Genomic DNA, 13,899 nt, shown 5'->3' on the forward strand with positions numbered 1-13,899 from the left:
CTTTTAGCTCTCTCCTTCAACCACGAACCACCCCTACTTATGCAACAAGGCCGTTTCAGGAACGAATCGTTATTTTTTGGGCTTGCTATTATGTTCTTTTTTAGCTGTCTTTTGAGGCGTTGACTTTACAGAAGCCGCAGGTTTTGCAGTCTTAGGTTTAGCGGACGCTTTAGACTTAGAGGCTACTTTAACTTCGCCTTCAACAACCATTTCTGGATCGATAGCAGAAGCTGTACTAGCTTCACGGTCTACAAATTCGATGATAGCCATAGGCGCAGCATCCCCATAACGAAAGCCTGCCTTTAGAACACGTGTATAGCCGCCTGGACGACCACGATATCGATCAGCCAAAACAGTCAAAAGTTTTGAAACCACTGACTCATCTCGCAACCGACTTAGCAAAACACGACGTGTATGCAAGGTGTTTGTGCGGGCCATTGTGATCAATCTTTCCACAACAGGACGTAGGTCTTTAGCCTTAGGCAAAGTTGTCTTAATATGTTCTTTTTCAATTAGGGCATTGGCCAAATTCATAAACATAGCCTTACGATGGCTTGATGTTCTGTTAAGTTTACGGCCTGATATTTTATGTCTCATAATTCTCTACCTTTAAAAATTGTCGTCCAACTTTTTGGCCAACTCTTCGATGTTTTCTGGTGGCCATCCAGGAATATCCATTCCCAAATGCAATTTCATATCAAGCAAAACTTGCTTAATTTCATTCAAAGACTTGCGCCCAAAGTTAGGAGTCTTCAACATTTCTGCTTCTGTATGCTGAACCAGATCCCCAATGTAAATGATATTATCATTCTTCAGGCAGTTCGCTGCACGCACTGAAAGTTCAAGTTCAGAAACCTTGCGCAACAAGTTGCGTGGGATTGGCAATTCGTCTTCAGTGTCTTTTTTCTTAACTTCAATAGGATCATCAAAGTTCACAAATAATGTCAATTGATCCTGTAAAATACGGGCCGCCAAAGCGATTGCATCTTCTGGAGTCACAACACCATTGGTGGTCACATCCAAAATAAGCTTGTCATAGTTTGTCATCTGACCTACACGGGTATTTTCTACACGGTAGGAAACACGTTTTACTGGACTAAATAGTGCGTCCACAGGAATGGCTCCAATAGGAGTGTCCTCCTTACGATTTTGTGCTGCAGATACATAACCCTTGCCACTTTCAACAACCATTTCCATGGAAATAGTTGCATCATTATCTAAATGGCAAATCACCAGATCAGGATTCAAAATCTCAATGCCCGCTGGCGTTTGAATCATACCAGCTGTTACAATCCCTGGCCCCTTGTGCTGCAGATGAATTCGCTTAGACCCCTCAAGGGCAGAGCGAATATTCAATGACTTGATATTCAAAACAATATCCGTCACATCTTCCATAACACCAGGAACGGAAGAAAATTCATGCAAAACGCCATCAATATGGATAGAGGTAACCGCAGCCCCCCGAACAGAGGACAACAGAATACGCCGTAGCGCAGTCCCCAAAGTCAATCCAAAACCTCTTTCCAAAGGCTCTACAGTTAACTCACCCCTTAAGCCTGTTTTATCAGAGGGTTTCATCTTTATGCTTGTTGGCTTAATAAGACCTTGCCAGTTTTCTTGTATCATTTTAGGCTCCCGACAGTTAATTACACACGACGACGTTTAGATGGACGCGCCCCATTATGAGGCAAAGGCGTCACATCCCGAATAGATGTTACAGAGAACCCAATGCTCATCAACGCGCGAAGAGCAGATTCCCGACCAGATCCTGGCCCCTTTAGTTGAACAACCAGATTTTTCATTCCGTGTTCTTTTGCTTTCTTTCCAACCGCTTCAGCCGCAACCTGTGCTGCAAAGGGGGTGGATTTTTTTGATCCCTTAAAACCATGGGCTCCAGCCGTAGACCAAGCCACGCTGTTTCCTTGCAAATCTGTAATGTTGATAATAGTGTTGTTGAACGAAGAGTGAATGTGCGCAATGCCATTCAAAATATTCTTGCGTTCGCGACGACGAAGTTTTGGAGCAGTATCTTGAGCCATTCTAAATTACCTTTAATATTTATGCAGTTTTCTTCTTACCAGCGATAGGCTTAGCTTTACCCTTGCGCGTACGAGCATTTGTATGAGTTCTTTGTCCACGAACAGGAAGCCCCTTACGGTGACGCAATCCACGGTAGCATCCCAAGTCAACCAAGCGCTTGATATTCATGGCAATAACCCGGCGCAAATCACCTTCTACCTGATAGTCATTGTCAATAACTTCTCTGATTTTGGTCAATTCATCTTCTGACAATTGATGCATCCGACGGGTGCGATCAATATTCGCCTTTTCACAAATTGCCAAAGCTTTGGCCGGACCAATTCCATAGATATATCTTAAAGATATTTCTACCCGCTTCTGAGAAGGAACGTTTACACCTGCAATACGCGCCACACCAAGTACTCCTTTTAACTATGTTAAACACTGCTACTGTTTTTTTTAAAACAGTAAATTTCTTCCATTTTAGAGAATTTTATTCCAATCCACGTCCGCATTTTTTTTGCGCAACTATTAAAATAAAAAAACCCAGGGACTAACAAAAATCAACCCCGAAACAAGCACAACACTAAGCCCCTATCGTTTTCTGGGACTTGGTATAATGTGGTATATATATAAAAGCTACAACAGTCAAGTGTATTTACGCTTTTCTATGACACTATTTATGACCTGGGCGACTTCGCCGACATCAAGCAGGCCATCAACACTTTCGTACAAACCTTTTTTTCTATAATATTCCGTCAAAGGCCTTGTTTGTTCGTAGTACATCCGCAACCTTTGTTTTACAGTTTCTGCAGTATCATCAGCTCTTCTGACGAATTCTATAGAGCCGCACACATCGCAGATGCCTTTTTCCTTAGTAGGTTTGGAAAAATCATTATATCCAGCCCCACACCCTTTGCAGGTGAATCGACCTGTAATTCTTTTTTCAAGGACCGCATCATCAATCAGAATCTCAATGACATAATCTAAAGACTTTTTTTTACCTGACAAAATTCTTTCCAAGGCTTCCGCTTGATAAATCGTGCGGGGAACCCCATCAAAAATAACGCCCACCAAACATTCTGGGCGATCCAAAGTGTTAGATACCATCTCTAAAATCAGATCATCGGGAACAAAAAGCCCCTTCTCCATCAAGCGCTTAGATTCCAAACCTAATTCTGTTTTCATGGCCTGTTCATGGCGCAAAACTTCCCCTGTAGACAAATGGATCAAGCCATATTTTTCTTTCAAAAGCTGAGCTTGAGTCCCCTTACCACATCCAGGAGGGCCGAATAAAACTATATTCATCGTTATCTGTTCTTCAAGTTAAAGTGAGATTTCTTCAACAGCCCTTCATACTGATGAGCCAAAAGATGAGAGTGCACTTGCCCCACCGTATCCATAGTCACACTTACAACGATCAGCAAACTAGTTCCGCCCAAGTAAAAAGGCAAGGCATACTTCATTTGCAAGAACTCTGGCAAAATACAAACAGCGACCAGATACAAAGAGCCCACAACTGTTAATCGCGTCAAAATATAGTCAAAGTAGTTAGCGGTGTTTTGACCCGGACGAATACCAGGGATAAAGGCCCCAGATTTCTTCAGATTCTCCGAAGTTTCCGTGGGATTGAAGACCAACGCCGTATAAAAGAATGCGAAAAATGTGATCAACAAGCTATATAAAAGAATGTAAATAAAGCGCCCGCGATTCAAATGGAAAGTCAAAACCTGAACCCATTCGGCCTCATGGTTAAAACTAGACAACAACGTAATTGGCATCAGCAATAAAGAGTTCGCGAAAATGGGCGGAATAACCCCCGCACTATTCAACTTCAAAGGGAGATGAGTGCTTTCCCCACCGAGAACCCGCATGCCTACTTGTCGCTTAGGGTACTGCACCACAACTTTGTATTGAGCGCGCTCCATAAAAACGATAAAGGCAATAACCGCAACAGTTAGGATCAAAATGGCCAGAATAAATCCGATGTGATATTCCCCTGCCCGACCCAGTTCAAACATACGCAACAAAGCCTGCGGCAAGTTCGCAACGATTCCCGAAAAGATAATCATGGAAACTCCGTTACCAATACCACGGGAAGTAATCTGTTCTCCCAACCAAAGCAAGAACATGGTAGCCCCAACAACTGTAATAACTGTACTGATTTCGAAAAAGAAACCGGGATACAACACAGCGCCGTTAGCTTCTAAAGTCTTTGCCAAAGCAAAAGCCTGTCCACTTGCCAGCAACACAGTTCCATAACGCGTAAACTGATTAAGCTTCTGCTTCCCTGTTTCACCCTCTTTGCGCAAGGCTTCCCAAGGGGGGTAAATAGCGGCCATCAATTGAACGATAATACTAGAAGTAATATAAGGGACGATACTCAGAACAAAAACGGTCATACGCCACAGGGCACCGCCCGAAAACATATCAACCATCCCCAAAATGCCGCTGGCATTTTGTTTAGCGATTGCCGCCATGATGTCCATATTGATGCCGGGAAGAGGAATATAAGTCCCCAAACGATAGATAACCAAGGCCCCCAAAGTAAACCAAATACGTTTCTTTAGATCTTCCGCTTTCGCAAATAGGCGAAAATCCAAGTTAGCGGCTAGTTGCTCTACAGCTGAAGCCATGTGTGTCCCTCTTTATTCTTTAGTTTTTACAGGCAGTTTTCTTTCAGTCAAAACAGGCAGTTTCTTTTCAATCAAAACTTCGCCACCCGCTTTTTCTACCATAGCTTGGGCAGATTTTGAAGAAAATTGAACCTTTATTTTGATTTTTGTTGTTAAAGTTCCTTTTGCAAGCAATCGAACAATGCTGGTTTCTTTTCTAATAAGACCAGCTTGCTTCAAATGACCTGCATCAATAAGTCCTTCCGCATGTAACTTCTTCTCTTGAATAGCTTTTTCGATACGCCCAAGGTTTACAACCTCTTCAAGGTGCTTAGTAGAAAAATTAGTTCTTTTGAAACCACGCTTTGCGAAACGCCATTGGGTAGCCATCTGGCCCCCTTCAAAACCGTTTAAAGCGACACCAGTTCGTGATTTTTGTCCCTTTTGTCCGTGTCCAGACGTCTTGCCTAAACCAGAACCCACGCCACGACCAACACGTTTCCGTGTAGTAGTTGCACCGGGATTGTCGCGTAATTCATTTAACTTCATCATAGCACCCTAAATAATCTTTACTAAATGAGCTACTTTTCGAATGATACCACGCACTGAAGGCGTATCTTCCAATTCTTTCACTCTATGCAATTTACCCAGCCCCAAACCTTTCAAGCACTTTTCCTGATAGTCTTGACGGCGAATTGGGCTGCCGATTTGTTCTACTTTTATTTTTTTAGTCATTTGATTCTTCTCCTTTAGCTCCATGCTCAACAGCCTTCGCAGGCTTGCCTTCACGTCGGCCAATAATGGCAGAAATTTTCTTGTCTCGACGGGCTGCAACAGCCTTGGGGGAAGTCATTCTCCGCAAAGCCTCAAAAGTTGCCTTAACCATATTGTGAGGGTTCGCTGAACCAACACATTTTGCCACAACGTCATGAACTCCTAGCATTTCAAAAACCGCACGCATGGGTCCACCGGCCTTTATCCCCGTTCCGATTGGAGCCGATCTGATCACAACGTGACCCGCACCAAACCGACCATTCAAGTCATGGTGAGTGGTTCTTCCTTCTCTTAGGGGCACACGAATCAAAGATTTTTTCGCCTGTTCTGTAGCTTTACGAATCGCATCAGGAACTTCTCGGGCTTTACCCAAGCCATATCCTACGCGCCCCTTACCATCACCTACAACAATCAAAGCTGAAAATGAAAAGTTCTTACCCCCTTTTACAACTTTTGCAACGCGGGCAATATTAACTAATTTTTCATTAAGTTCAACGGACTGTTCTGCTTTTTGACGAGACATATTCATTTATTCCTTAAAACTCTAATCCACCGGCACGAGCCCCCATGGCCAGCGCCTTGATACGACCATGGTACAAATATGCCCCACGATCAAAGACAACCTTTTTCACGCCAGACTTTGCTGCTTTTTCGGCCAAGGCCTGTCCCACAGTTTCAGCGGCTTCGATGTTCCATCCCTTTTTCAACTTCACACGAACATCATTATCTAAAGAAGAGGCAGAACACAATGTAAATCCTCTCGCATCATCAATAAGTTGCGCATAAATATGAAAGTTAGACCGAAAAACAACCAAACGCGGAGCTTGGATCTTGATCGCCAACTTCTTTCCCTTGTGATGCACTCTTAATTTACGACGTGCTGCTCGTTCTGTTTTCCTAATCATTTATTTCTTCTTACCTTCTTTACGCACAATATGTTCATTCGCATACTTAATGCCCTTACCTTTGTAGGGTTCAGGACGACGAAATTGTCTAATTTCTGCTGCTGTCTGTCCCACTAATTGGCGATCAAACCCAGAAACAGAAACGGACGTTGGTTTGTCACATTTCACTGTAATTCCCTTTGGAACCTTATAACGAATTTCATGGCTAAAGCCCAGATTCAGAACTAAATCAGCCCCTTGAACTGCAGCCTTGTATCCCACACCATTAATTTCTAGATCAACGGTGAACCCTTCGGAAACCCCTTTGACAAGATTCTGAACGATATTTCTAGCTGTGCCCCATTGCATTCTAGCTGCCTGAGATTCATCTCTGGGCCTTACAGTAACATCCTCTGGAGTTACTGTAAGATCAATCATTTCTGGAAGTTTCATTTCCAATTGCCCCAGTTTCCCACGGACCTTAAGCAACCGATCACTCAGTTCTATCACAACGCCAGAAGGCACTTTTACGGGATGTTTTCCTATGCGAGACATCTATCTATTCCTATCCTAAAATACGTGACACAATACTTCGCCACCCACATTTAATTCGGCAGCTTTCCAATCGGAGAGAACCCCTTTTGACGTTGACATAATCAAAATACCCAAACCATTTCTAAACCGATTAAGCCCCTTGATTGAAGTATAACTGCGACGCCCTGGCTTAGAAGTGCGAGAAATCTCTTGGATAGCCGGCGCACCTTCAAAGTACTTTAATTCTACAAGAGTTTCAACCACACCAGGCCGAACTTCCGTTGCCTTATAGCCGCGAATATATCCTTCATCCTTCAACACTTCCAAAAGCGCGTCGCCTAAACGAGAAGAGTGGCAATTCACCGTTGCTTTTTTTACACGTTGTGCGTTCCGTATTCTTGTGATCAGGTCCGCAATAGAATCATTCATAGACATTTTTTTATCCTTACCAACTAGATTTAGTCATTCCCGGAATCAATCCGACAGCTGCCAAGTCTCTAAGCGCAATGCGTGACAGACCCAACTTACGATAGTACCCACGAGGGCGCCCAGAAAGCGCACACCGATTACGAATTCTTACTTTAGAGCTATTGCGCGGCATTTCAGCTAACCGTAAAGAGGCCGCGAATCTTTCATCAACAGACACTGTTTTGTCCGCCGCCGCAAGCTTAAGACTTAGTCTTCTTTTCGCTAGTTTTTCGCAAAGACGCTTTTTAGCGTTATTGTTTTCGATAGCACTTTTTTTAGCCATTCAATAATTCTCCTAATTCACAAAAGGCATTCCGAAGCCTTTGAGTAATTCTCTTCCTTCGTCGTTTGTCTTAGCTGTCGTCACAATGACAATGTCTAAGCCTCGAATTTGATCAATTTTATCATAATCAATTTCTGGGAAAACGATTTGTTCTTTAATTCCGAGCGCATAGTTTCCAGCCCCATCAAAACTTTTGGGAGAAACGCCTCGAAAATCCCGTACCCGCGGCAAAGCAATGGTTACAAGACGATCTAAAAATTCATACATGCGGTGGCCCCGCAAAGTAACCTTAACGCCCAAATCCATTCCCTGCCTAAGTTTGAAACCGGCAATAGATTGACGCGCTTTTGTAACAACAGGTTTTTGCCCTGAAATAACAGTCATTTCAGTCACAGCAAACCCAATCTTTTTGCTGTCTTTAACCGCATCACCCAAACCCATGTTCAAAACAATTTTTTCTAAACGGGGAACTTCCATAACGGACTTGTAATTAAACTTCTCAAAAATTTCCGTCTTCAACTTTTGATCGTAGAGTTCTCTTAATCTTGTCATTTCTTTCACACTAATTAATCTGTTTGCCAGAACGCTTCGCAATACGCACTTTTTTGCCATCTACCAGCTTAACCGCCACACGTGTTGGTTTGCTTGTTTCCGGGTCAATATGAGCCACATTGGAAATATGCAAAGGTAGTTCCTTTTCAAGAACGCCATCTGGGTTAGCCGGCGTTGGGCGCAAGTGACGCTTTACAACATTCACACCCTTTACAAGCACACGACGTTCTTCACGCAACACTTGTAGAACTTCCCCTTTTTTTCCCTTATGTTGACCAGTTGTAACAATAACTTGGTCACCCTTCTTGATGCGAAATCTTTCTGCCATTATAGAACCTCAGGTGCTAGTGAAATTATTTTCATAAAATTCTTCGCCCGCAATTCACGCGTAACCGGGCCAAAAATACGGGTTCCAACAGGTTCCCCTTGGTTATTCAACAAGACAACTGCATTGTCATCGAAATAAATCTTTGTACCATCCTTGCGGTGCAAGCCTTTTGAAGTGCGCACGATCACTGCCTTATGCACAGTTCCCTTTGACACTTTTCCATGAGGAATCGCCTCCTTAATGGTCACTACAATAACGTCACCAATAGTGGCCGTTCTGCGATGAGACCCACCTAGAACCTTGATACATTCAACTCTTTTTGCTCCAGAATTATCAGCAACCTGAAGGCTTGTTTGCATTTGAATCATGAGTGCACCTCTTGTTTAGCATTATGAGGAACAGCTTCCCACGTTTTTGTTTTCGAAATAGGGCGGCATTCTTGAATAGCTACCTTATCACCTGTTTTAAAGTGATTCTTTTCATCATGAGCCGCATAACGCTTTGAACTTTTGATATATTTTTTGTACAAAGGATGCATAACGCTGCGCACAACCTTCACGATGATAGTTTTATCACCCTTATCGCTGACAACAACACCTTCTAATATTTTACGAGGCATTCTAAATTCCTATCCTAAACTGTTTCTTTTTGTTGATTTAACAAGGTTTTAGCCCTGGCAACTCCACGACGCAATTGCCGAACGCGGGCTGTATTTGTTAATTGGTTTGCCACTTTTTGAAAACGAAGATTAAATAATTCCTTCTTAAGGTCAAGAACTATTTTCTTTAACTCATCGCTTTTCTTAGATTTTAATTCTTTAATTTTCATTTTTTTCTCTTAAATCAATCTTGTAACGAACTTAGTATGAACAGGTAACTTAGCAGAGGCCAACAAAAAGGCTTCGCGAGCCAGCTCCTCACTCACTCCTTCGATTTCAAACATAATCCGACCTGGTTTTACACGAGCCATCCAAAATTCCGGAGATCCCTTTCCACTACCCATACGAACTTCGGCAGGTTTCCTGGAAACAGGAACATCTGGGAATATACGAATCCAAACACGACCTGCACGACGCAAGTGACGGGTAATTGCTCGACGTGCCGCCTCAATTTGTCTAGAGGTAATACGTTCTGCATCTAAACTTTTCAAGCCATAGGAACCAAAATTAAGGGTCGTTCCACCCTTGGCCATTCCGTAAACTCTGCCCTTAAATGCTTTTCTAAATTTCGTACGCTTTGGTGCTAACATTTCTAAACCTTACCTATTCACTGCATGTTCTCGAACACGATTGTCTTGAGCCATGGGATTATGTTCCATAATCTCGCCCTTGAAAATCCAGATTTTTATGCCACAAGTTCCATAAGTTGTAAAGGCCGTAGATGTCGCATAGTCAACATCAGCTCTTAATGTATGTAACGGAACGCGACCTTCACGATACCATTCCATACGAGCAATTTCAGCGCCACCTAAACGACCCGAACAATTGATTCGAATACCCAAAGCCCCACCCTTCAAAGCAGACTGAACTGCTTTTTTCATGGCACGACGAAAAGAAACGCGACGTTCCAACTGTTGGGCCACAGAATCTGCAACCAACTTAGCATCGGAATCTGGCTTTCTGATTTCCAGAATATTCAAAACAACCTCAGAGCCAACAATTTTAGAAAGCTGTGCCTTCAATTTATCAATGTCAGACCCTTTCTTTCCGATGATTACACCGGGTCTTGCAGAATAAACTGTAACGCGGGCTTTTTTGTTAGGGCGCTCTACAACAACTTTTGAAATAGCCGCCAACTTCAGCACGTCAAATATATGCTTGCGAATCTTCAAATCCTGATGAAGGTAGTCCACATAGTCCTTACCCTTAGAAAACCATCTAGAGTCCCAAGTTCTGTTAATGCCTACACGAAAGCCGACTGGATTAACTTTTTGACCCATTTAATTTGTCTCCTCAACTTGACGCACAACAACTTTAAAATTCGAAAATGGTTTTAAAATCTTTGCCCCACGCCCTTTGGCCCGAGCCATAAATCTTTTCATAACAAATGCTTTTCCAACATTCACAACAGAAACCTGCAGCCTATCCACATCCAAATTATGATTGTTTTCAGCATTAGCAACCGCTGAAAGTAGTATTTTCTTAACCTGGCCCGCGATACGTTTTTTAGAAAACGTCAATTGAGCCAAAGCCTCAGAAACGGGCTTATTGCGGATCAAATCCGCCACAAGATTCAACTTTTGAGGCGACACACGTAAACTTTTCGCAGAAGCTGCCGCTTCGTTATCTTTTAACTGTCTTGGTAAAGCTTTTTTACTCATCTCTTAACCTTTTTTAACTGTCTTGTCACCTGAGTGACCATGGAATGTCCGTGTGGGAGAAAATTCGCCAAACTTGTGACCAACCATATTTTCCGTCACAAAAACAGGCACAAACTTACGACCGTTATGAACACCAAAAGTAACTCCCACAAAATGGGGAAGAATCGTAGACCGTCTGGACCAGATTTTGATCACATCCTTACGGCCAGAGTTTCTTGCAACTTCTGCCTTCTTCAACAAATACCCATCAACAAATGGTCCCTTCCAAACTGAACGTGCCATTACTGCTCCTTATTTCTTTCTTTTAGCTACGATCCACTTACTCGTAGTCTTGTTTTTGCGAGTTTTCAAACCCTTTGTATGTTGACCCCAAGGGCTAACAGGGTGACGACCACCATTTGTACGACCACCATGAGGGTGATCCACAGGGTTCATGGCAATACCACGAACGGCAGGACGACGACCCAACCAACGGTTGCGACCAGCCTTACCTAAATTAATGTTCTTTTGGTCTGGGTTTGAAACGGCCCCAATAGTTGCCATACATTCCAAACGAACCATACGAACTTCGCCTGAGCTCAAGCGTAAGAGGGCATACCCCATATCACGACCAATGTACTGCGCATAAGTACCCGCAGAACGAGCCAGCTGCCCCCCGCGACCTACTTTTAGTTCAATATTATGAACAACAGTACCCACAGGAATATCAGACAAGGGCAAAGCATTTCCAATACGAATATCAGAACCCTTGCCAGAAACAACATGGTCTCCCACTACAAGCCTTTGAGGCGCAATAATGTAAGAAAGCGTGCCATCTTGATACTTAATCAGCGCAATATAGCAAGTGCGGTTAGGATCATATTCAATCCGCTCAACAACGGCAGGAATACCAAAGCGCAACCGCTTGAAATCCACCATACGATAAGTTCTTTTATGACCGCCCCCAACACGACGCAAGGTAATGCGACCGTTATTGTTTCGACCTCCTGTAGAAGACAATCCAAAAGTTAGCTTCTTAACAGGTTTTCCCTTCCACAAGCCTGCACGGTCTACAATAACCAACTGGCGAGTAGAGGGAGTAATAGGATTAAATGTTTTTAACGCCATAATTAGACACCCACACTAGCATCGATTGTTTGACCTTGTTTCAAGGAAACAATCGCTTTTTTATAATCAGACCTTTGCCCTAAACGTCCTTTGAAAATTTTCTTTTTTCCAGCAAGCCGCAACGTATTTACCGCCAAAACATCTACCTTGAAAAGCTCTTCGACTGCTTTTTTAACTTCTGGCTTTGTTGCGCTTAACGGCACTTCAAAAGAATACTTGTTGAACTGCATCAACTGAGTAGCCTTTTCCGTAACGATAGGCCGCAAAATTAAATCGTATTTTTTAGTAGAAATCTTAGATTCCTTATGAGTCGCTTTCTTTATCATGACAACCTCGCTTCAAGATGATGCAAAGCATCTTTAGACAAAACCAATATATCGCATTTCAGAATGCTTTGAACATTTGCTCCCTGCTGTGGCAGCAAATGAACGTTTTTCAAGTTCTGAGAAGCTTTTTGGAAATTTGTATTCAACTCAACTCCGTCAATAAATAAAGGAGAAGTCCATTGATTCTTTTCCAAAACAACAGCCAACTCTTTAGCCTTCATAGATTTGAAGCTCAAAGAGTCTACGATAACTAATTTTCCGGCCGCATACTTCGCAGACAAAGCTGTTCTTAAAGCAAGCTTTCTTACTTTTTTGGGCAAATCAAAACTGTGATCACGCTTGTGAGGACCAAAAACAACAGCACCACCGCGCATATGAGGCCCTCTTAAAGACCCTTGACGTGCACGACCTGTTCCCTTTTGTTTATGAGGCTTTCTAGTCGTTCCACTAACCGCCCAAATTTCCTTTGTCTGATGATTTCCAGAGCGCGCCTTAGCTTGCTGCCAACGAATCATACGATGCAAGATATCGGGGCGCGAAGGCAACCCGAAAATCGCCTGAGCAAGAGAAATTTCCCCTACTGATTCATTTTCAAAATTCTTTACTGCCAACTTCATTGTTTGTCTCACTTATTAACTGTTTTTTTCACAGCATCCTGGATGATAATCACAGAACCTTTATGGCCTGGAATCGCCCCTCTAATATAGAGCAGCCCTCTTTCCGGATCTGTCTGAACCACTTTTAGGTTTTGAATAGTTACTCTTTCCGCGCCTAAATGTCCAGCCATTTTTTTACCTTTAAACACACGGCCCGGATCTTGGCGTTGACCTGTTGCTCCATGAGACCTATGACACACGGAAGCTCCATGAGTCGCGCGGTTCATGCTAAAGTTGTGACGCTTAATAACACCCGCAAATCCCTTACCCAGAGACGTTCCAACAACGTCTACAAATTGGCCAATTTGGAAATGATCAGCTTTAAGTTCAGCTCCCACCTCTAAAGAATCGCCTTCGGTAATTCTGAACTCCCGAATACCTTTCTTTACTTCCATTTTAAGCTTTGCGTACAAACCTTTTTCAGGCTTGTTCAAGGACTTAGCCCGTCCTTTTCCATATCCAACTTGAACAGCCGAATACCCATGTTGGTCTTGTGTCTTTAGACCAACAACTTGGCAGTCTTCCACCAATAATACCGTAACAGGCACATGTTCACCCGCTTCGTTAAAAATGCGGCTCATACCAAGTTTTTCTGCAACTAAACCTACTCTCATAATATATCCTATAATTTAATTTCTACATCTACCCCTGAAGATAGATCTAGTTTCATCAAGGCATCAACAGTTTGCGGAGTCCAATCCACAATATCCAGAAGACGCTTATGTGATCTGATTTCAAACTGCTCTCTTGATTTTTTATCAATATGCGGAGAACGGTTTACTGTAAATTTACCAATGTGTGTCGGCAAAGGAATCGGTCCTCTGACAACTGCACCTGTACGACGTGCAGTATCCACAATCTCATGGGCAGATTGATCAAGCATACGGTGATCGTACGCTCTTAATCTAATGCGAATCGTTTGTCCTTCCATTTTGGCTCCAACCTAAAAGTTATGGGAGCACAAGGCCCCCTTTTTTACACTACTCAATAATTTTAGAAACAACACCGGCACCTACGGTACGGCCACCTTCGCG

The 13,899-nt window shown here is 42.9% G+C and carries 27 protein-coding genes; all 27 read right to left on the bottom strand.

Annotated elements, in window-relative coordinates; all coding sequences use genetic code 11:
* Positions 1-69: 69 nt before the first annotated feature.
* Positions 70-597, bottom strand: coding sequence for a 50S ribosomal protein L17 (rplQ, locus tag WCG05_05130; GenBank protein MEI8321367.1), 528 nt, complete (start codon positions 595-597; stop codon positions 70-72).
* Positions 598-609: 12 nt separating this feature from the next.
* On the bottom strand, positions 610-1,626 hold the full coding sequence (locus tag WCG05_05135) for a DNA-directed RNA polymerase subunit alpha (protein MEI8321368.1): 1,017 nt from the start codon (positions 1,624-1,626) through the stop codon (positions 610-612).
* Positions 1,627-1,646: 20 nt separating this feature from the next.
* Positions 1,647-2,039 (bottom strand): 30S ribosomal protein S11, encoded by a 393-nt coding sequence (gene rpsK, locus WCG05_05140; GenBank protein MEI8321369.1) that lies wholly within the window; start codon positions 2,037-2,039, stop codon positions 1,647-1,649.
* A 19-nt stretch (positions 2,040-2,058) separates the two neighbouring features.
* Positions 2,059-2,433 carry a 30S ribosomal protein S13 gene (gene rpsM, locus WCG05_05145; protein ID MEI8321370.1) on the bottom strand — a complete coding sequence of 125 codons (375 nt, stop codon included), beginning with the start codon at positions 2,431-2,433 and terminating at the stop codon, positions 2,059-2,061.
* Between the two features lie 234 nt (positions 2,434-2,667).
* The gene (locus WCG05_05150; protein ID MEI8321371.1) at positions 2,668-3,327 is read right to left on the bottom strand and encodes an adenylate kinase; all 660 of its coding nucleotides are present in this window, start codon (positions 3,325-3,327) and stop codon (positions 2,668-2,670) included.
* A 2-nt stretch (positions 3,328-3,329) separates the two neighbouring features.
* On the bottom strand, positions 3,330-4,655 hold the full coding sequence (secY, locus tag WCG05_05155; protein MEI8321372.1) for a preprotein translocase subunit SecY: 1,326 nt from the start codon (positions 4,653-4,655) through the stop codon (positions 3,330-3,332).
* Positions 4,656-4,667: 12 nt separating this feature from the next.
* Entirely contained in the window at positions 4,668-5,183 is a 516-nt protein-coding gene (rplO, locus tag WCG05_05160; protein ID MEI8321373.1) for a 50S ribosomal protein L15, read from the bottom strand.
* A 9-nt stretch (positions 5,184-5,192) separates the two neighbouring features.
* Positions 5,193-5,369, bottom strand: coding sequence for a 50S ribosomal protein L30 (rpmD, locus tag WCG05_05165; protein MEI8321374.1), 177 nt, complete (start codon positions 5,367-5,369; stop codon positions 5,193-5,195).
* Positions 5,362-5,937, bottom strand: a complete 576-nt coding sequence (gene rpsE, locus WCG05_05170) for a 30S ribosomal protein S5 (protein MEI8321375.1) — start codon at positions 5,935-5,937, stop codon at positions 5,362-5,364. The genes rpmD and rpsE overlap by 8 nt, the downstream gene beginning before the upstream one ends.
* Positions 5,938-5,944: 7 nt before the next feature.
* On the bottom strand, positions 5,945-6,313 hold the full coding sequence (rplR, locus tag WCG05_05175) for a 50S ribosomal protein L18 (GenBank protein MEI8321376.1): 369 nt from the start codon (positions 6,311-6,313) through the stop codon (positions 5,945-5,947).
* Positions 6,314-6,847 carry a 50S ribosomal protein L6 gene (gene rplF / locus WCG05_05180; protein ID MEI8321377.1) on the bottom strand — a complete coding sequence of 178 codons (534 nt, stop codon included), beginning with the start codon at positions 6,845-6,847 and terminating at the stop codon, positions 6,314-6,316.
* A 15-nt stretch (positions 6,848-6,862) separates the two neighbouring features.
* On the bottom strand, positions 6,863-7,261 hold the full coding sequence (gene rpsH / locus WCG05_05185; protein MEI8321378.1) for a 30S ribosomal protein S8: 399 nt from the start codon (positions 7,259-7,261) through the stop codon (positions 6,863-6,865).
* Between the two features lie 10 nt (positions 7,262-7,271).
* Positions 7,272-7,577, bottom strand: coding sequence for a 30S ribosomal protein S14 (rpsN, locus tag WCG05_05190; protein MEI8321379.1), 306 nt, complete (start codon positions 7,575-7,577; stop codon positions 7,272-7,274).
* Between the two features lie 12 nt (positions 7,578-7,589).
* Positions 7,590-8,129, bottom strand: a complete 540-nt coding sequence (gene rplE / locus WCG05_05195) for a 50S ribosomal protein L5 (GenBank protein ID MEI8321380.1) — start codon at positions 8,127-8,129, stop codon at positions 7,590-7,592.
* A gap of 10 nt (positions 8,130-8,139) precedes the next feature.
* Positions 8,140-8,457: a 50S ribosomal protein L24 gene (rplX, locus tag WCG05_05200; protein ID MEI8321381.1), complete on the bottom strand. Its 318-nt coding sequence runs from the start codon at positions 8,455-8,457 to the stop codon at positions 8,140-8,142.
* Entirely contained in the window at positions 8,457-8,825 is a 369-nt protein-coding gene (gene rplN, locus WCG05_05205; protein ID MEI8321382.1) for a 50S ribosomal protein L14, read from the bottom strand. The genes rplX and rplN overlap by 1 nt, the downstream gene beginning before the upstream one ends.
* Positions 8,822-9,076 (bottom strand): 30S ribosomal protein S17, encoded by a 255-nt coding sequence (rpsQ, locus tag WCG05_05210; GenBank protein ID MEI8321383.1) that lies wholly within the window; start codon positions 9,074-9,076, stop codon positions 8,822-8,824. Before rpsQ ends, rplN begins: the two co-directional genes overlap by 4 nt.
* A 14-nt stretch (positions 9,077-9,090) precedes the next feature.
* Positions 9,091-9,285, bottom strand: coding sequence for a 50S ribosomal protein L29 (gene rpmC, locus WCG05_05215; protein MEI8321384.1), 195 nt, complete (start codon positions 9,283-9,285; stop codon positions 9,091-9,093).
* A 9-nt stretch (positions 9,286-9,294) separates the two neighbouring features.
* Positions 9,295-9,705: a 50S ribosomal protein L16 gene (gene rplP / locus WCG05_05220; protein ID MEI8321385.1), complete on the bottom strand. Its 411-nt coding sequence runs from the start codon at positions 9,703-9,705 to the stop codon at positions 9,295-9,297.
* A 9-nt stretch (positions 9,706-9,714) separates the two neighbouring features.
* On the bottom strand, positions 9,715-10,395 hold the full coding sequence (gene rpsC / locus WCG05_05225) for a 30S ribosomal protein S3 (GenBank protein ID MEI8321386.1): 681 nt from the start codon (positions 10,393-10,395) through the stop codon (positions 9,715-9,717).
* Positions 10,396-10,776 carry a 50S ribosomal protein L22 gene (gene rplV, locus WCG05_05230; protein ID MEI8321387.1) on the bottom strand — a complete coding sequence of 127 codons (381 nt, stop codon included), beginning with the start codon at positions 10,774-10,776 and terminating at the stop codon, positions 10,396-10,398.
* 3 nt (positions 10,777-10,779) lie between these two features.
* A complete protein-coding gene (rpsS, locus tag WCG05_05235) occupies positions 10,780-11,058 on the bottom strand; it encodes a 30S ribosomal protein S19 (GenBank protein ID MEI8321388.1) in 279 nt (92 codons plus the stop codon).
* 9 nt (positions 11,059-11,067) lie between these two features.
* The gene (gene rplB, locus WCG05_05240) at positions 11,068-11,883 is read right to left on the bottom strand and encodes a 50S ribosomal protein L2 (protein ID MEI8321389.1); all 816 of its coding nucleotides are present in this window, start codon (positions 11,881-11,883) and stop codon (positions 11,068-11,070) included.
* A 2-nt stretch (positions 11,884-11,885) separates the two neighbouring features.
* A complete protein-coding gene (locus WCG05_05245; GenBank protein MEI8321390.1) occupies positions 11,886-12,209 on the bottom strand; it encodes a 50S ribosomal protein L23 in 324 nt (107 codons plus the stop codon).
* Positions 12,206-12,826 (bottom strand): 50S ribosomal protein L4, encoded by a 621-nt coding sequence (gene rplD / locus WCG05_05250; protein ID MEI8321391.1) that lies wholly within the window; start codon positions 12,824-12,826, stop codon positions 12,206-12,208. The genes WCG05_05245 and rplD overlap by 4 nt, the downstream gene beginning before the upstream one ends.
* Before the next feature lie 8 nt (positions 12,827-12,834).
* Entirely contained in the window at positions 12,835-13,479 is a 645-nt protein-coding gene (gene rplC / locus WCG05_05255) for a 50S ribosomal protein L3 (protein ID MEI8321392.1), read from the bottom strand.
* An 8-nt stretch (positions 13,480-13,487) separates the two neighbouring features.
* Complete coding sequence (gene rpsJ / locus WCG05_05260) at positions 13,488-13,796, bottom strand: 30S ribosomal protein S10 (protein MEI8321393.1); 309 nt, start codon at positions 13,794-13,796, stop codon at positions 13,488-13,490.
* Between the last annotated feature and the right edge of the window lie 103 nt (positions 13,797-13,899).

It is taken from the genome of Alphaproteobacteria bacterium (assembly GCA_037146715.1).
Taxonomy (GTDB): Bacteria; Pseudomonadota; Alphaproteobacteria; order UBA7879; family UBA5542; genus JBAWWO01.